The following is a 17,714-nucleotide window of genomic DNA, read 5'->3' on the forward strand; positions in this document are numbered from 1 at the left end:
CTGATAGGAAGAAGCCCTAGCGGCTTCTTCCTATAAATTCGCTCCAATCTTCTAACAGCTCAACAAAATCTTCAAAACCACACACCGCCATTAGGCCATGCTCGTCTAGCTCAAGTGCGTCATCTTGATATTGCGCTAAGTCATCGTTGTTATGAAATAAACTGTGCGCTTCAAATAATGCCTCTTGTTCACATAACTTAAAACGTACTTCTTTCCCTAATCGTATCAGCGGCGTATTTAATGACTTGATATTACGACATTGAGCAAGTAAATCTTTAACTTCGTTGTGAGCCAGCTCTTCGTTAAACCAACGACCTATTAACGCTTGTTCGTCACTGATCTTGACCCTAAAACCGCTAATAGGATCACGAATAAATTGATACTCCATACTGTCTCTCAAAATAAATAAGCTTCTAAACAAAGAATATTATACTTTGCATGGCATAAACTGCCCAGTGACTTGAGCTTTCATAGCGTTAGCAGGATAATTCACGCTCCAACACCACTTTGAGCTGTTATGAACCCAATTGATATTCTCTTCCCATTGATCTTCGTCGTCACCGCTGGGTTTATTTGCGCCAAAATACGTTTTTTATCAACAACCCATTTTGAAGGGCTGCGCACCTTTATTTTCAATTTAGCCATACCTGTATTTCTGTTTGTCAGCATGTTTAAAGCCGACTTGCAGCAAACGCTCTCTGCGAGCTTATTATTAAGCTTTTATATACCTGTGGTTACCGTCTATTTGTGCGTTTGTATTGGCATTAAGATTTTCGGCAAGATGTCACTTTCAGAGTCTGCAGTACTAGCCTTATCGGGCTGCTATTCGAATACAGTATTAGTGGGGTTGCCCATTATTATAATGGCGCTTGGTGAACAGTATGGCGCACTCGTATTTATGGTTATTACCTTTCACAGCGCCCTTTTATTTGCTTTAACCTTTGCACTAAGCAGCAATGTAAAGGGCGATATAGTCGAGTTATTAAAGCCTCTATTACTGAATCCAGTTGTACTCAGTATTAGCTTAGGCATTGTGGCAAATGCGATTACATTACCTATTCCTAATATACTACTTAATGGACTCAATTTACTCAGTGAACCTGCAATTGCAGGAGCATTATTTGTGTTAGGTGCGAGCTTAAATCAATATTCGGTTAGGGAGGCTTGGAAAGGCGCATTAATAGTAAGTGTTATCAAGCTGGCGTTGCTGCCTGCTGCTGTTTTTGCCTTCGCCAAGTGGGGATTTAATTTACCCGTAAAGCAAGTTGCAGTGTTAACTCTAATGGCTGCCTCCCCTCTGGGCGTTAATGCTTACTTGGTGGCAAGACAACTAAAGGTAAAACAAGATGTTGCTGCCAGCAGTGTTGTACTCTCAACACTGCTCAGCATATTCACATTAAGTATATGGTTGCTAACGCTCGTACCGTGAACGATAGTTACTAAATTTAGCTGCGTCTATAATTGCCCATAAATGAACCACTGCAGCAATAATTGCAGGGATAACTAAAAACCATAACGCATAACCACCAAAAACAATGATTGCAAAAATAAGTGCCGGAATAATACGCCCCTGCACTAACTGGCCTAAACCTGGAAAAAATATATTACAAATTGCAGCGATCACATTACCGCCTGAACCTTGTTCTGCCATGGTAACCTCTCTTATTTAAGTTTTCTGTTATCTACACTACAGTATTTGTGCCAAAATTAAAAACCTTATAAATCATAACCTTAATTTCAACGGTTCCATCAAAAACAAATATAAATAGTATAAAGCACTAATTTTTAGTTAGATATAACACTTATTTAGCCAAATTAGTTTTGCAAATATATGTTATTGCTCGACAATGGTTAGGCAACTACTTTGATAGTTAGTTATGCTAAACACAAGCCTTAGAGCAAAATATCCTTGCCGTATACAGCAAAAAAAATAATAACAGGATCCAGCTATGCTTTTTAAACTCTCTCGACCTGTCACTAAACTCGTCGACCGCTATCTACCCGACCCTTATGTTATCGTGCTTTTGTTAACCTTATTGGTCCTTTCTTTAAGTATTGTTTTTACACCTTTTTCTCTGGAGCAAACCATTACCTCATGGGGCAAAGGGTTTTGGTCATTACTAACATTTGCCATGCAGATGTTGCTGGTGCTCGTCACCGGTTTTATGCTGGCGAGTACGCCTGTGTGCAAGTCATTACTTGATAAATTAGCCCAAAGAGCAAGCTCAGGCACGGTAGCCATTTTAATGGTGACATTAGTCTCTATGTTAGCGAGTTGGATCAACTGGGGGTTTGGTCTTGTGGTTGGCGCTTTATTTGCGAAAGCCCTAGCTCGCCATATTCAAGTCGATTATCGTGTATTAGTCGCTAGTGCTTACTCAGGTTTTATTGTGTGGCATGGAGGATTATCGGGTTCGGTGCCACTTACTATTGCAACTGAAGGCCACTTTGCAGCCGAGAGCATAGGTGTAATTACGACGCAACATACTCTTTTTGCAAACTTTAACCTCATATTAATGGCTACCATGTTTGTGGTATTACCGCTCCTCAATACTTTACTACTTCCACCTAAAGAGCAGCAAATTGTCATTGCAAAAGAGAAGTTATCTGAGCAAAACAATCATCACACACCACTTGAAACCCCAGCTCAAAAATTAGAGAACAGCAAACTTTTAGGCACAGCAATAGGTACGTTGGGTTGTGGCTATATGGGCTATTATTTTCTATCTCTGGGTGGTGGTCTCAATTTAAATAGTGTCATTGGCCTATTTTTATTCTTAGCAATTTTATTGCACCAAACTCCTGCTAATTTATTAAGAAGTTTACAAGAAGGCGTTGCTGGCGGCTCTGGTATCGTTATTCAGTTTCCGTTTTATGCTGGCATCATGGCCGTGATGAAAGACTCTGGGTTGGCACAACAAATCTCAAATTCTTTTGTCGCTATCAGTAGCGCTGAGACACTTCCTTTTTGGAGTTTTATCAGTGCAGGCTTAGTTAATATATTTGTACCATCTGGTGGTGGACAATGGGCCGTACAGGCTCCGATCGTCATTCCTGCCGCACTAGAATTGGGTGCTGAAATTAACCGAGTTGCTATGGCGGTCGCATGGGGAGATGCTTGGACAAACTTGATTCAGCCATTCTGGGCATTACCAGTATTAGCAATCGCTGGACTAAAGGCCAAAGATATTATGGGGTTCTGTTTAATTCAATTACTGGTTAGTGGGGTAATTATTTCGGCTATTTTGACTTGGGCTTAAATAGATAAGTGCATTTCATGTGGCCGTACCTGATTAAGCAGAACGGCTACAAACTAATGCGCACTTAATTTGAAAGTATCTTCATAGGTAGACTTAGGATAACGCTTTCAGAGTCTGCGAAGTGCATCATTACTGCAATATGACCAACCGCAACAAGCACATACATAACAGCCGACACCACTTGCCCATATCTGTCTAACGGCAATAAATGCGATATATGGCGCTCACGCCACTCAAATACAATCTCAAGGCTACCAATAAAAATAAAGAATACCAGCAACATCAAACCGAACGTCCAACTAATATATAAACCCAGTAAGACACCACCCAAGCAGGCTAATAACCCTACCCAAGAGCGCATAGAGAAACTGATGCTTTTCAATACATGGCCACCATCAAGCGGTAAAATTGGCAGTAAGTTGAATAAATTAAGCAAAGCACTCAACACTGCAACTCCTGCAAAAATTTCCATTTCTGTGGCGTAATACAATACAACCCCAAGCACCGAAGTGATCAAACCAAAGGCAGGCCCCATCAACGAAATAACCACATCTTGCCAACGCGTGGTAATTTTTTCATCACTGACAGCTAAGCCACCAACGAAAGGAATTAAGTAGATACTTTTCGTCTTAATGCCAAAATATTTCATCGCACGTACATGGCCATATTCATGCACAACCAAACAAGCGATCAGCATCAGGGCAAACTCAATGGAAAATAACCAAGCATAACCAGCTACCGATGCGCCTGCTAACGCAGCCTTTACCACCTTCGCACTTTTAAATAGTTTAAAGCCAAGTGCGGCTAAGCCTAATAATCCACGCTTTTTTTCTACCTGTTGGTGCGGAACTTCTAGCCACTGAATAGGTTGACTATCAATGGCTACGCCAATCAAGCCTTGAGCCAATTGTGATGTGTCAAACAGCACAGGAAGTTCTGCAATAGTACAACTTTGCTGATGCGCTGACTCGGTTTCTAACACGAGTGCCTGTTGCTGAGAAAAGACCTGAATTATTTGTTGCTGAGTAAAAATGAGAGAAATTGGCTGTCCAGCCAAATTAAGTTCAATTCGAGTCATATTGGTAAAATAAAATTTTTCTCTATTATCACAACAAATAGAGTCACTGACAAACCATCATTTTTTGATCTCGATTTGCCCATTTTTCTCGGACTGTTCTAAACTAAAATTTGTCCTAACCAATTTCAGGGAGTGATTTTATGAGCTTTAAAACACAGCGTATTTTGGTTGTTGATGATTCACAAGCCATCTTATTAGTTATGCAAGCCATTTTAGCTGAGTTAGGTGTCGAACAAGTTACCTGTTGTGAATCAGCACAAGCAGCACTGTCATTGATAGAGCAGCAACCCAAAGCCTATGACGCTATTTTCACGGATCTTAATATGCCAGAAATGGATGGTATGGAATTGATCAGGCAGCTAGGACAAAGAGATTACGCCGGCGGCGTGATCATTATTTCGGAAATGGATAGCCGGATCATCGACCTTGCTTCGAACTTAGCGAGACAAAATCATGCAAGATTACTTGGCAATATCGCAAAACCCATTCAATTAGTCGAAGTAGAAAGACTTCTCAAAAAGCTCTGTACGCTCACCAGTACGCAAACTGAAGAAGGCAGACCTATCACTGAAGCTGAGTTACTCCATGCATTAAGTAACAGTGAAATAACTCCTTTCTATCAACCAAAGGTCAATCGAGCAACTCAACAAATAGAAAGTCTTGAAGTACTGGCTCGGATCGTATCTGAGAAGCATGGCTTTACCGTGCTACCCGCCAGATTTATTGGTGTAGCTGAAGACTTGGATTTAATAAACCTTGTCACATTTCAGTTATTTGAAAAAGCGACCGCTGAATTCGAAGCGATAAAAGGTGAACTTGCTCACCCTTGTAAGTTGGCATTTAATTTATCACCCATTCAATTAGATGATATGAATTGTCCAGCCAAACTCGCCCTATTATTAGAGTTAAATCACCTTGAACCGAGTGATATTATTCTTGAAATCACCGAGCAAAAACCCCTAACCAGTGCCAATCAACTTGAAACATTAAATCGACTTAGAATGAGAGGCTTTGATATTTCTCTCGATGATTTTGGAACTGGCTTTACTAACTTAAACCAGTTGAAGTCTTTACCCTTTACTGAAATGAAACTCGACCGTTCACTCATTACACATATTGATTCTGACTACTTTTCACAAGTAATCACTAAAAGTTTGGTTGATTTAGCGATTAAAGAGGGCTTTAAAGTCGTAGCTGAGGGGGTAGAAAGAATTGAAGAACTACAATACCTAGAGCGGTATAAGCATGATTTATTAATGCAAGGCTTTTTGATAAGTAGACCAAAAGCCAAGAATGAATTAGTACGCTGGATCCATTCTTGGCTTAGGATGACGAATTTTAACTCTTAGGCTGATCTTCCTCTACATCAGCCTCAATCAAATGCGTGTGTGCATCAACGCGTTCTCGCCACTTTTGTTTTGCGGCTTGCTGCATGTTGGTTGATTGGTCTCGCTCATCAACGATATCCATGCCCATCAAAGATTCAATCATATCTTCTAATGTCACAATGCCTTGTACATCACCATATTCATCGATGATAAGTGCAATATGAATTCGTTTTTCCAACAGGGCTTGAAACAACACTGGTGCCCCCAATGTTTCTGGCACTGTATAAATCGGCTTTACTAACTTACCGATTTTGTAGTCTTCACCTAAACGATGAAAAGCCAACATAATATCGTTCTTATGTACGAAGCCAACAATGTCATCAGTATTCTCTGAATAGACCAAAATACGGGAAAAAGATACCGAGCCATGCTCAGATAAATACTCGTTCACCGTCATATCTTTGTGCACTTTAAAAAGCACAGTTCTTGGCGTCATGACGTTTTCAAGCTTGGCATGTCTAAACTGCAATAAGCTACGAATAGTTTCACTTTCTTCTTGTTGCAGTGCACCTGCCTCGCTACCCATTTCAGCCATAGCCTCAATTTCTTGGCGAATATAATGAGCTTCGTCCTGTTTAGAGCCAATCAGCTTAGTAAGTTGATCTGATAACCAAACAAACGGTTTTAAAACGCGCACCAACCAAGTCAAAACCACAGATACCGTTGGTGTTAATCCTCGCCAATAAGTTGCCCCTAAAGTTTTAGGTATAATTTCTGAAAGCACCAATACCAATAACGTCATCACTGCTGACGCAATACCCACTGCAGCATCACCAAATACCGCAGCAGCCTGCGCACCAACACCTGCTGCACCAGCTGTATGAGCAACTGTGTTCAAAGTTAAAATAGCCGCAAGAGGCTTATCAATATTGTCTTTTAAACGCTGTACGCGTTTTGCCAGTAATGGTTTATCTTTTTTGAGTATCGCTACATGACTTGGTGTAATACTGAGTAGCACCGCCTCCATCACAGAACAAATGAATGAAATTGCAATGGCTAGAAACATGTAACTGAATAACAGAAACAACCTAAACTCCTTAATTTCGCAGACTCTGGCGAGTTAATCGCAACTCTGCTGAAGATTTAATTTGATGTGCTATATTGGGGCAATTATTTTCCCTACAATAGGTGCATCAATGAAATTAACAACGGTCGCCACTTTACTATTTTCGGCACTGTCAACGCAACTTGTCGCTGCAGAGCTAGACACGAGTAAAGTAAAGTTTATTGGACCCCTTGCTGATACAGCAACAATCAAGCCAAATAATACGCCTTACCAAACTGCCATCATTAATAATTTATTACCTAAATTACAAAGCAATGAACAATCTCTTTCTGTGTTAGGTAAAAAAGTTTCTTGGCAACCACTTGCAAATGTTGACGCACTAACTGTAGCTGGCCTTCAGGCAATTAAGTTTAATTTCTCTACTGAACGTTTTGTGCAAGGTAAGTTAAAGCTTAATGGCATCGAAAAAGCCCATGTATTTTTAAATGGTGAAACCTTATCAGGTAGCAAAGAATTCGATATCAATGCGATTACAGGCGACCACCAAGTTGTTATTGTGGTAGAACAAGCTGATGACTGGAAAAAAGTCTCATTAGAATATACGCCAAAAGCTGATCATGATGAGATTACATTAACAACCAAAGCAACCCGTGCACTTTCAGCGAAGCAACTTTTTGATGCGCCGACAATTAGTTCTGTATCGATTTCTCCAAACGGCGAATACTATGTTGTTACTGAGCGTCATTACCAGAGTAATCATGGTAATAAAGCCATCAACAAAACAACGTTAACCGATGAAGAGGGTAAAGTGCTTTACCGCTTTGACGGTTTATCAGCAAGTCAAATTAAATGGCGCGCAGATAGCAAACAGCTTGTGTTTGTTCGCAATAAAGCCGTTACGGTTTTAAACCTTAAAGACTTAGAAGAGAAAGTGGTTGCTGAACAACTAGATGGCGCATATGGCTTCCAGTACTTTGACAACAACACGCTGGTATTTGCTTGGTCTAAATCAGATAAAAGTAAGCACACATTAGTTAAACACTTCAGAGGGCTAGAAGATCGCTGGTCTTATGCACGTAATAACAGCCAAATCTTCATGTTAGACATTAACTCTGGTTTTATTAACCCAATCACTGAAGGTAAATTGAGTCACTCATTGGCCGATTTTGATAATGAAGCTGGCACAATCTTGGTGACGCGTAATCCTAGCGATTATGCTAAACCACCTCACATGCTGACAGAGCTTGTAGAAGTTAATCTAAAAGACAATCAGCAGACTGTACTTGGTCAATACCGTACATTTAGCTCAGCGAAATATGCCGATGACGGCGTTTATGTGGTTGCAGGCCCTGACTTTGCAAATGGTTTAGGTCGTGCAATTCCTGAGAATATGCTTGCTAACAACTATGATGGCCAGCTTTATAAGCTAGACCGTCAAGGTAAAAATGCACAAGCATTAAGTAAATCATTCGACCCTGCCATTGGCTCAATGCAAGTATTAAGCAATGATGATGTCGTGCTTAAAGTGACCGAGCGTGATACGCAACAACTGTATTTATACGATGAGAGCAAAGCAAGCTTCACTAAACTAAAAACAGGCTTTGATGTGGTCGGTAAGTTCAGCATTTCAAACGAGCGCAACCCTGACTTACTGGTGACTGGCACCCAAGCATCTCACCCTCAGCAATTAAAGCGTTTAGATATTTCTAAAAATCGCGCTAAAACACTGTGGGATTCAAAAGCACTGGCTTATGAAAATAGTGAAATCGCAACCCTATCTGAGTTTAACTTCACCAATAAAGAAGGCGTTGAGATTAAGGGTCGTGTATACACGCCTCACAACCTAGATGAAAGCAAGCAGTACCCTGCTCTAGTTTACTATTATGGCGGTACATCACCTGTTTCTCGTGGCTTTACGGGTCGTTATCCGTTCAACCTATGGGCTGCACAAGGTTATGTTGTATATGTGCTACAACCAACTGGCGCGACAGGCTTTGGCCAAGAATTCTCTGCTAAGCACGTGAATGCATGGGGTGACTACACTGCAAATGATATTATCGAAGGAACTAAAAAGTTCTTAGCAGCACACCCTTATGTAAATAAAGACAAAGTAGGTAACTTAGGTGCATCTTACGGCGGCTTTATGACTATGCTACTTGCGACTAAAACGGATTTATTCAGTGCGTCGATTTCGCACGCAGGCATCTCAAACATTACTTCATATTGGGGTCAAGGTTGGTGGGGCTACCTATACTCAGGCGAAGCTTCAAAAAACAGCTTCCCATGGAATAACCCAAAACTTTACTCTGATCACAGCCCAGTTTTCCACGCTGACAAAGTAAACTCACCGTTATTACTTATCCATGGTGACGCTGACACCAACGTACCTCCAGGTGAAAGCCACAACATGTACACGGCACTTAAGTTGCTTGGCAAAGACGTTGAGTTAATTGAGTATAAAGGTACAGATCACCAAGTATTTGCCCGTGACCGTCGCTTCCACTGGTGGGATACTATGCTGGCTTATTTTGATATGCACCTAAAAGACCAACCACAATGGTGGCAGTATATTTATAAATAAGTATGCATTTTCTAGGTTCAGTCTAATGCTGTTGCATTAGGCTGAGCCTATTTTGTTCACATCTCCCTGATCCAATTGCATAAATGTTTGCGCAATTGTTACAAATTTTCATTATTCTCTTCTCAGCAATGTTTTCACAGTGCTAATATATACATAATTATTGAATAGATAGCTGCCCTATGAGTATCAAAGTATTATTAGTAGAAGATGATGAACTTTTAGCAAAACGCATTATAAGCCACTTTGCTGAAACAGAATTTAGCATCGAAGTTGATAATACGGGTGCGACAGCATTAGCCAAAGTTCAGCAAGCTACACAAGCTCAAGATCGCTTCGTACTCGCCATCGTCGACATTGTACTTCCTGCAACAGATGGCCTTGCATTAGCCAAAGAACTTAACACCCTAACTGATATTGGTGTAATTATGCTATCTAGCCGCGATTCCCAAGCTGATAGAATCGCCGGTCTAGCCCAGGGCGCCGATGACTATGTCTGTAAACCTGTGGATCTTTTAGAGCTAGAGTTAAGAATGCGCGCCTTGTGCAAACGCTTAACCATTACAAATGATGACGATGAGTCTGAAGAGTTCATCGAATACGCTGACTTTAAACTTCACCCCGATAATCGCACGCTCATTAACGGTGCAGCAGAAGAGTCTCGACTCACCGAAGCTGAACACAAAGTATTAATCTGCTTAATAGCCAATGCAGGTAAAGCGACATCTAGAGAGAAAATTTCTGAAGATATCGGTCAACCTGATTGGAGCCCAAGCGATAGAACTGTCGATGTACTGATTGGCCGGCTACGTAAAAAGCTTGGCGATGAAAAAGAGCAAAAGCGCATTGTGACTGTTCGTGGCAAGGGCTACATGCTTTCAACTTAATAAGCGGTTAACTGAGAAAGTAAGCGCTCGAAAGCACGGTAACTCAAAGCCTCTTTTAAACTTTTCAAATCTATCTCATGTTGCAGATTCAGATCTGCAATTGTCCGAGCAACTTTCAAAACCTTATGATAAGAGCGTGGTGATAACGACAGTTTTTCTGCTGCTCTCCCTAAGAAGTGCGCATCGGCATCAGATAAGGCACAGTATTTCTGCAACTCTTTTGTTGAAAGCGATGAATTGTTTTTACCTTGCCTTTTATAAGCAAACAGCACAGCTTGCTCGACTCTTTTACGAATTTCATAGCTTGACTCTTCAGGCTTCGTAGACTGTAATTCTTCAGTAGACAGCCTAGGTAACTCTACTTGTAAATCTATCCTATCGAGAAAAGGGCCAGAAACTTTTGAAAGGTATTTCAACACTTGGTCTGGTGTCGCACGTTTATCGCTATGGTGCCCTGTTGGACTTGGGTTTAATGCTGCAACTAACTGAAAGTTAGCAGGGAAATCTACTTGGCGGGCAGCACGAGATATCGTTACTTTGCCCGTTTCCATCGGTGTTCGCAATGAATCTAAAACCTTTCTATCGAACTCAGGAAGCTCATCCAGAAACAGAATGCCATTATGGGCCAGAGATATTTCGCCGGGCTTAGGGTTTGACGACCCCCCTACCAAGGCAACTGCAGAGCATGTGTGATGAGGAGAGCGAAAAGGACGCTCTAACCAATTCTTATGGGTTACAGACTGGCCAATTAAAGAATACACCGCCGCAGTTTCAAGTGCTTGTTCAGCAGTCATTTGCGGCATAATGCTCGGGAACCGCTGAGCGAGCATTGATTTTCCAGTACCCGGTGGACCTAAAAATAACAAGTTGTGCCCACCTGCTGCCGCAATTTCTAAGACTCGCTTTGCAATGGCTTGACCCTTAACATCACTCATATCCATATGTTCTGAAGACTCACTCTCTTGTTCTTCATAATCCAGATTCAATGGTAGAGCTTGCTGCCCTTGTAGATCTAACCAGACTTCTTGTAAGCTTGTTACTGCTTTTCGTTCTGCGTGAGAAACTAAGCTGGCTAATTGGTCATTAGCTTTGGGAATATATGCTTGATGGCGATCTTCTGCTGCCGCCATAACTGATGGCAAAATTGCAGTTATTGGTGCTAACTCGCCACTTAAAGCTAGCTCACCAAAAAATTCAAATTGGTTAATATTTGTATTTTGAACTTGCCCTGACGCAACGAGTATCCCAACCGCTATGGCCAAATCATAACGACCACCATCTTTTGGCAAATCTGCAGGGGCTAAATTAACCGTGATGCGCTGTTCAGGGAATAAAAAGCCTGAGTTAACAAGAGCAGAGCGAACACGCTCTTTAGATTCTTTTACGGAAGTTTCTGGAAGGCCAACTATCAAAAATGCAGGAAGGCCATTGCTTAAATGAACTTCCACAGTGACCTTTGGTGCTTTGACACCCACTTGGGCACGAGTAATAATTTTAGCTAAAGACATGTCCTTGTCCCTATAAATTTAATATTTGAAAACGTGTATTTCCCAGTTATAACGCATTGCCAATAAACGTACAACTAATGTTGTGAGCATAGCGAAGAGCATAGATATTTCTACAGCGAAATTGAGTACTATCATTTGTGTATAAACTATCCCACCTAATATACAAGTAATTGCATAGAGCTGCCCCTTTAACAACAGAGGAATGTCACCCGCTAATACATCTCGGATCACGCCGCCAAAACAGCCTGTAAGTACTCCCATAATCACAGAGGTAGTTGCAGGCATGCCAATAGACATCGCCTTTTGAGTGCCCATCACCGCAAAAAGTGCCAAACCAAACGCATCTGCCACTTGTAAGAATTTACTCGGGATTTGCTTCTGCTGGTTCAAAACAATAATACTAATTAATACAGCACTAAAAATAGCAATGAAGTAACTAGGATCATGAAGCCAAAAAACAGGCTCATCTAAAATAATATCTCTTAGCGTTCCGCCACCAATACCTGTTACAGCTGCCAGCACAACAACACCAAAACCATCTAAATGCTTTTTATGGGCTATGAGAGTCCCAGAAATAGCAAAAACCATTACACCGAGTAAGTCGAACCAATGGATAAGATCGCTCATTAAAATTCCTGAAAATAGATATGAAAAGCTAATAAAAAAAGAATTATAAATTAATTTTTTAAATATTGAAGTTTAGTGCAAAAGGTTACCGACAGCGAACGTAGTGAGTGCGGTTCTTTTGCGCAAGTATAGTGCGAAAGGTTTATGACAAGCGCGTAGCGCTTACATTCTTTTCGCGCAAGGTGAAGTGAGCTATTTTAGCTGTAGCTGAGAAAGTGTATTTAATAACAAGCGTGAAATCGGGCTTCAAAATGAACAGAGTGGCCACTATGAAGGCTGCTCACTTCACCTTGCGCTAATTCGTCTTTTTATCACTGCTTACAATCTCATCACTGTGCAGGACGATTTAGCACCATAAAAGCAAAAAAGCCCGACTCTTTCGAATCGGGCTTTCTCTAAATAGGTGCTTGGCGATGTTCTACTTTCACATGGGAGACCCACACTATCATCGACGCTGTTTCGTTTCACTTCTGAGTTCGGCATGGGATCAGGTGGTTCCAAAACGCTATGGTCACCAAGCAAATTTTGTCAAAATCTGGAAAAATCTGATAATTCTAAAACTGTCTACTTTAGTTCATATTAGCTTCTGAGCTAAAACCACTTTGGCGTTGTATGGTTAAGCCTCACGGGTAATTAGTACTGGTTAGCTTAATGTATCACTACACTTCCACACCCAGCCTATCAACGTTGTAGTCTCCAACGGCCCTTCAGTTAACTTAAAGTTAAAGTGAGAACTCATCTCGAGGCTCGCTTCCCGCTTAGATGCTTTCAGCGGTTATCGATTCCGAACGTAGCTACCGGGCAATGCAATTGGCATCACAACCCGAACACCAGCGGTTCGTCCACTCCGGTCCTCTCGTACTAGGAGCAGCCCCTCTCAATTCTCAAACGCCCACGGCAGATAGGGACCGAACTGTCTCACGACGTTCTAAACCCAGCTCGCGTACCACTTTAAATGGCGAACAGCCATACCCTTGGGACCGACTTCAGCCCCAGGATGTGATGAGCCGACATCGAGGTGCCAAACACCGCCGTCGATATGAACTCTTGGGCGGTATCAGCCTGTTATCCCCGGAGTACCTTTTATCCGTTGAGCGATGGCCCTTCCATTCAGAACCACCGGATCACTATGACCTACTTTCGTACCTGCTCGACGTGTCTGTCTCGCAGTTAAGCTGGCTTCTACCATTACACTAACCGTACGATGTCCGACCGTACTTAGCCAACCTTCGTGCTCCTCCGTTACTCTTTGGGAGGAGACCGCCCCAGTCAAACTACCCACCAGGCACTGTCCACAATCCCGATTAGGGACCTATGTTAGAACATCAAACATACAAGGGTGGTATTTCAAGGATGGCTCCATGACAACTGGCGTCGCCACTTCAAAGCCTCCCACCTATCCTACACATGTAGGCTCAATGTTCAGTGCCAAGCTGTAGTAAAGGTTCACGGGGTCTTTCCGTCTAGCCGCGGGTACACAGCATCTTCACTGCGATTTCAATTTCACTGAGTCTCGGGTGGAGACAGCGTGGCCATGGTTACACCATTCGTGCAGGTCGGAACTTACCCGACAAGGAATTTCGCTACCTTAGGACCGTTATAGTTACGGCCGCCGTTTACCGGGGCTTCGATCAAGAGCTTCGTCCGAAGACTAACCCCATCAATTAACCTTCCGGCACCGGGCAGGTGTCACACCGTATACGTCATCTTACGATTTTGCACAGTGCTGTGTTTTTAATAAACAGTCCCAGCCACCTGGTCACTGCGGCTATCGTCAGCTTAGAGAGCAAGTCTCATCACCAACAACAGCGTACCTTCTCCCGAAGTTACGGTACAATTTTGCCTAGTTCCTTCACCCGAGTTCTCTCAAGCGCCTTAGTATTCTCTACCTGACCACCTGTGTCGGTTTGGGGTACGATTCGAAATAATCTGAAGCTTAGAGGCTTTTCCTGGAAGTAGGGCATCATCAACTTCACCACCGTAGTGGCTCGTCTCGACTCTCAGCCTTAGCGACCCGGATTTTCCTAAGTCACCAGCCTACAGCCTTTCACATGGACAACCAACGCCATGCTTGATTAGCCTGCTCCGTCCCCCCATCGCAATTATTCCAAGTACGGGAATATTAACCCGTTTCCCATCGACTACGCTCTTCAGCCTCGCCTTAGGGGTCGACTTACCCTACCCTGATTAACATGGGATAGGAACCCTTGGTCTTCCGGCGTGCGGGTTTTTCACCCGCATTATCGTTACTCATGTCAGCATTCGCACTTCTGATATGTCCAGCATGCCTCCCGGCACACCTTCAGCCACTTACAGAACGCTCCCCTACCCCGCATACTAATGTATGCAGCCGTAGCTTCGGTGGTATGTTTAGCCCCGTTACATCTTCCGCGCAGGCCGACTCGACTAGTGAGCTATTACGCTTTCTTTAAAGGATGGCTGCTTCTAAGCCAACCTCCTAGCTGTTTTAGCCTTCCCACATCGTTTCCCACTTAACATACACTTTGGGACCTTAGCTGACGGTCTGGGTTGTTTCCCTCTCCACGATGGACGTTAGCACCCACCGTGTGTCTCCCGGATATTACTTTACGGTATTCGGAGTTTGCAAAGGGTTGGTAAGTCGGGATGACCCCCTAGCCTTAACAGTGCTCTACCCCCGTAAGTATTCGTCCGAGGCTCTACCTAAATAGATTTCGGGGAGAACCAGCTATCTCCCGGTTTGATTAGCCTTTCACTCCAAGCCACAGGTCATCCCCTAACTTTTCAACGTTAGTGGGTTCGGTCCTCCAGTTGATGTTACTCAACCTTCAACCTGCCCATGGCTAGATCACCGGGTTTCGGGTCTATACCTTGCAACTCAACGCCCAGTTAAGACTCGCTTTCGCTACGGCTACCCTAAACGGTTAACCTCGCTACAAAATATAAGTCGCTGACCCATTATACAAAAGGTACGCAGTCACCCTCGAAGGGCTCCTACTGCTTGTACGTACACGGTTTCAGGTTCTATTTCACTCCCCTCACAGGGGTTCTTTTCGCCTTTCCCTCACGGTACTGGTTCACTATCGGTCAGTTGGGAGTATTTAGCCTTAGATGATGGTCCACCTATATTCAGTCAAAGTTTCACGTGCTCCGACCTACTCGATTTCACTTTAGATAAGTTTTTGTGTACGGGACTGTCACCCTGTATCGTCAAACTTTCCAGAATGTTCCACTAACTACACTAAAGCTTAAGGGCTAGTCCGATTTCGCTCGCCGCTACTTTCGGAATCTCGGTTGATTTCTTTTCCTACGGGTACTTAGATGTTTCAGTTCTCCGCGTTCGCCTCGTTAACCTATGTATTCAGTTAACGATACCTGCAAGCAGGTGGGTTTCCCCATTCGGAAATCCTAGTCTCAAGCGCCTCTTACTGGCTTGACTAGGCTTATCGCAAGTTAGTACGTCCTTCATCGCCTCCAACTGCCAAGGCATCCACCGTGTACGCTTAGTCACTTAACCATACAACCCAAAATGGTTTGTATCGTCAAAGACAGTTTTAACTTCGCCAGAAGTTAATATTGAATACTAAAGTAGACGCTAATAAACAACTTAATGTTTATCGGCATTGTTTTACTTTTGAAAACTCTTTTTAGAATTTCTTCTAAAAGAATTAATTATCAGCTTTTCCAAATTTTTAAAGAGCAATATTAATTAGCTATAGAGCTAACTAACAATCATCTGTGTGGACACTACGAACAAATCTGTTCTAAATCGTTAAGGAGGTGATCCAGCCCCAGGTTCCCCTAGGGCTACCTTGTTACGACTTCACCCCAGTCATGAATCACTCCGTGGTAAGCGCCCTCCCTAAGGTTAAGCTACCTACTTCTGGAGCAACCCACTCCCATGGTGTGACGGGCGGTGTGTACAAGGCCCGGGAACGTATTCACCGCGGCATTCTGATCCGCGATTACTAGCGATTCCGACTTCATGGAGTCGAGTTGCAGACTCCAATCCGGACTACGACGTACTTTAAGTGATTCGCTTACTCTCGCAAGTTCGCAGCACTCTGTATACGCCATTGTAGCACGTGTGTAGCCCTACACGTAAGGGCCATGATGACTTGACGTCGTCCCCACCTTCCTCCGGTTTATCACCGGCAGTCTCCTTAGAGTTCCCGACCGAATCGCTGGCAACTAAGGATAGGGGTTGCGCTCGTTGCGGGACTTAACCCAACATCTCACAACACGAGCTGACGACAGCCATGCAGCACCTGTATCAGAGTTCCCGAAGGCACCAAACCATCTCTGGTAAGTTCTCTGTATGTCAAGTGTAGGTAAGGTTCTTCGCGTTGCATCGAATTAAACCACATGCTCCACCGCTTGTGCGGGCCCCCGTCAATTCATTTGAGTTTTAACCTTGCGGCCGTACTCCCCAGGCGGTCTACTTAATGCGTTAGCTTTGGAAAAGTTGTCCGAAGACCCCAGCTCCTAGTAGACATCGTTTACGGCGTGGACTACCGGGGTATCTAATCCCGTTTGCTCCCCACGCTTTCGTACATGAGCGTCAGTATTGACCCAGGTGGCTGCCTTCGCCATCGGTATTCCTTCAGATCTCTACGCATTTCACCGCTACACCTGAAATTCTACCACCCTCTATCATACTCTAGTTTGCCAGTTCGAAATGCAGTTCCCAGGTTGAGCCCGGGGCTTTCACATCTCGCTTAACAAACCGCCTGCGTACGCTTTACGCCCAGTAATTCCGATTAACGCTCGCACCCTCCGTATTACCGCGGCTGCTGGCACGGAGTTAGCCGGTGCTTCTTCTGTAAGTAACGTCACAGCTAGCAGGTATTAACTACTAACCTTTCCTCCTTACTGAAAGTGCTTTACAACCCTAAGGCCTTCTTCACACACGCGGCATGGCTGCATCAGGCTTGCGCCCATTGTGCAATATTCCCCACTGCTGCCTCCCGTAGGAGTCTGGACCGTGTCTCAGTTCCAGTGTGGCTGATCATCCTCTCAAACCAGCTAGGGATCGTCGCCTTGGTGAGCCATTACCTCACCAACTAGCTAATCCCACTTGGGCTAATCTAAGGGCGAGAGCCGAAGCCCCCTTTGGTCCGTAGACGTTATGCGGTATTAGCAGTCGTTTCCAACTGTTGTCCCCCACCCTAAGGCATATTCCCAAGCATTACTCACCCGTCCGCCGCTCGTCATCTTCTAGCAAGCTAGAAATGTTACCGCTCGACTTGCATGTGTTAGGCCTGCCGCCAGCGTTCAATCTGAGCCATGATCAAACTCTTCAATTAAAAGTTTTTTGCTTGAAGTAAAATTCAAACCATGCTCAATGAATTCTGATTTTGATTCTTTCGAATCGAATTGACTATGAAGTCACTCAGTTACATT

The 17,714-nt window shown here is 43.4% G+C and carries 11 protein-coding genes and 3 rRNA genes; 5 read left to right on the forward strand and 9 right to left on the reverse strand.

Features of this window, described 5'->3' with window-relative positions; genetic code table 11:
- Positions 1-16: 16 nt before the first annotated feature.
- A complete protein-coding gene (locus tag ACH784_RS16015) occupies positions 17-388 on the reverse strand; it encodes a YacL family protein (RefSeq protein WP_404391873.1) in 372 nt (123 codons plus the stop codon).
- A gap of 129 nt (positions 389-517) precedes the next feature.
- Between ACH784_RS16015 and ACH784_RS16020 the strand changes: the two genes are divergently transcribed.
- On the forward strand, positions 518-1,429 hold the full coding sequence (locus ACH784_RS16020) for an AEC family transporter (RefSeq protein ID WP_404391875.1): 912 nt from the start codon (positions 518-520) through the stop codon (positions 1,427-1,429).
- On the opposite strand, the gene ACH784_RS16025 is transcribed toward ACH784_RS16020, so the two are convergent.
- Positions 1,412-1,651 (reverse strand): hypothetical protein, encoded by a 240-nt coding sequence (locus ACH784_RS16025; RefSeq protein WP_404391877.1) that lies wholly within the window; start codon positions 1,649-1,651, stop codon positions 1,412-1,414. The two genes, ACH784_RS16020 and ACH784_RS16025, sit on opposite strands and share 18 nt — an antisense overlap.
- A 298-nt stretch (positions 1,652-1,949) precedes the next feature.
- On the opposite strand from ACH784_RS16025, the gene ACH784_RS16030 reads away from it, so the two are divergent.
- On the forward strand, positions 1,950-3,260 hold the full coding sequence (locus ACH784_RS16030) for a short-chain fatty acid transporter (protein ID WP_404391879.1): 1,311 nt from the start codon (positions 1,950-1,952) through the stop codon (positions 3,258-3,260).
- Positions 3,261-3,324: 64 nt separating this feature from the next.
- Here ACH784_RS16030 and ACH784_RS16035 read toward each other — a convergent pair whose 3' ends face one another.
- Positions 3,325-4,338, reverse strand: a complete 1,014-nt coding sequence (locus ACH784_RS16035) for a metalloprotease (RefSeq protein ID WP_404391881.1) — start codon at positions 4,336-4,338, stop codon at positions 3,325-3,327.
- Positions 4,339-4,478: 140 nt separating this feature from the next.
- Here ACH784_RS16035 and ACH784_RS16040 point away from each other — a divergent pair, with 140 nt between their 5' ends.
- Positions 4,479-5,687 (forward strand): EAL domain-containing protein, encoded by a 1,209-nt coding sequence (locus ACH784_RS16040; protein ID WP_404391883.1) that lies wholly within the window; start codon positions 4,479-4,481, stop codon positions 5,685-5,687.
- Here ACH784_RS16040 and ACH784_RS16045 read toward each other — a convergent pair.
- Positions 5,677-6,753 (reverse strand): hemolysin family protein, encoded by a 1,077-nt coding sequence (locus ACH784_RS16045; protein WP_404391885.1) that lies wholly within the window; start codon positions 6,751-6,753, stop codon positions 5,677-5,679. The two genes, ACH784_RS16040 and ACH784_RS16045, sit on opposite strands and share 11 nt — an antisense overlap.
- Positions 6,754-6,862: 109 nt before the next feature.
- Here ACH784_RS16045 and ACH784_RS16050 point away from each other — a divergent pair, with 109 nt between their 5' ends.
- Together ACH784_RS16050 and ACH784_RS16055 are read left to right on the forward strand one after the other, a co-directional pair.
- Complete coding sequence (locus tag ACH784_RS16050) at positions 6,863-9,313, forward strand: alpha/beta hydrolase family protein (RefSeq protein ID WP_404391887.1); 2,451 nt, start codon at positions 6,863-6,865, stop codon at positions 9,311-9,313.
- Between the two features lie 179 nt (positions 9,314-9,492).
- The gene (locus tag ACH784_RS16055; protein WP_404391889.1) at positions 9,493-10,197 is read left to right on the forward strand and encodes a response regulator transcription factor; all 705 of its coding nucleotides are present in this window, start codon (positions 9,493-9,495) and stop codon (positions 10,195-10,197) included.
- On the opposite strand, the gene ACH784_RS16060 is transcribed toward ACH784_RS16055, so the two are convergent.
- The 5 genes from ACH784_RS16060 to ACH784_RS16080 all read right to left on the reverse strand — a co-directional run bounded on the left by ACH784_RS16060 (position 10,194) and on the right by ACH784_RS16080 (position 17,617).
- Positions 10,194-11,705, reverse strand: coding sequence for a YifB family Mg chelatase-like AAA ATPase (locus tag ACH784_RS16060; protein ID WP_404391891.1), 1,512 nt, complete (start codon positions 11,703-11,705; stop codon positions 10,194-10,196). The genes ACH784_RS16055 and ACH784_RS16060 overlap by 4 nt on opposite strands.
- An 18-nt stretch (positions 11,706-11,723) precedes the next feature.
- Entirely contained in the window at positions 11,724-12,332 is a 609-nt protein-coding gene (locus tag ACH784_RS16065; RefSeq protein WP_404391893.1) for a trimeric intracellular cation channel family protein, read from the reverse strand.
- Between the two features lie 405 nt (positions 12,333-12,737).
- Positions 12,738-12,851, reverse strand: a 5S ribosomal RNA gene (rrf, locus tag ACH784_RS16070).
- A 93-nt stretch (positions 12,852-12,944) separates the two neighbouring features.
- A 23S ribosomal RNA gene (locus tag ACH784_RS16075) occupies positions 12,945-15,828 on the reverse strand.
- A gap of 256 nt (positions 15,829-16,084) precedes the next feature.
- Positions 16,085-17,617, reverse strand: a 16S ribosomal RNA gene (locus ACH784_RS16080).
- The 16S, 23S and 5S rRNA genes sit together here, the layout of an rRNA operon.
- Positions 17,618-17,714 lie beyond the last annotated feature (97 nt).

Source organism: Pseudoalteromonas phenolica (assembly GCF_044788725.1).
GTDB lineage: Bacteria > Pseudomonadota > Gammaproteobacteria > Enterobacterales > Alteromonadaceae > Pseudoalteromonas > Pseudoalteromonas phenolica_C.

Excerpts from the sequence above, each read along its gene's own strand:
- ACH784_RS16015 (WP_404391873.1), bottom strand. The coding sequence starts at position 388 with ATGGAGTATCAATTTATTCGTGATCCTATTAGCGGTTTTAGGGTCAAG.
- ACH784_RS16020 (WP_404391875.1), top strand. The coding sequence starts at position 518 with ATGAACCCAATTGATATTCTCTTCCCATTGATCTTCGTCGTCACCGCT.
- ACH784_RS16025 (WP_404391877.1), bottom strand. The coding sequence starts at position 1,651 with ATGGCAGAACAAGGTTCAGGCGGTAATGTGATCGCTGCAATTTGTAAT.
- ACH784_RS16030 (WP_404391879.1), top strand. The coding sequence starts at position 1,950 with ATGCTTTTTAAACTCTCTCGACCTGTCACTAAACTCGTCGACCGCTAT.
- ACH784_RS16035 (WP_404391881.1), bottom strand. The coding sequence starts at position 4,338 with ATGACTCGAATTGAACTTAATTTGGCTGGACAGCCAATTTCTCTCATT.
- ACH784_RS16040 (WP_404391883.1), top strand. The coding sequence starts at position 4,479 with ATGAGCTTTAAAACACAGCGTATTTTGGTTGTTGATGATTCACAAGCC.
- ACH784_RS16050 (WP_404391887.1), top strand. The coding sequence starts at position 6,863 with ATGAAATTAACAACGGTCGCCACTTTACTATTTTCGGCACTGTCAACG.
- ACH784_RS16055 (WP_404391889.1), top strand. The coding sequence starts at position 9,493 with ATGAGTATCAAAGTATTATTAGTAGAAGATGATGAACTTTTAGCAAAA.
- ACH784_RS16060 (WP_404391891.1), bottom strand. The coding sequence starts at position 11,705 with ATGTCTTTAGCTAAAATTATTACTCGTGCCCAAGTGGGTGTCAAAGCA.
- ACH784_RS16065 (WP_404391893.1), bottom strand. The coding sequence starts at position 12,332 with ATGAGCGATCTTATCCATTGGTTCGACTTACTCGGTGTAATGGTTTTT.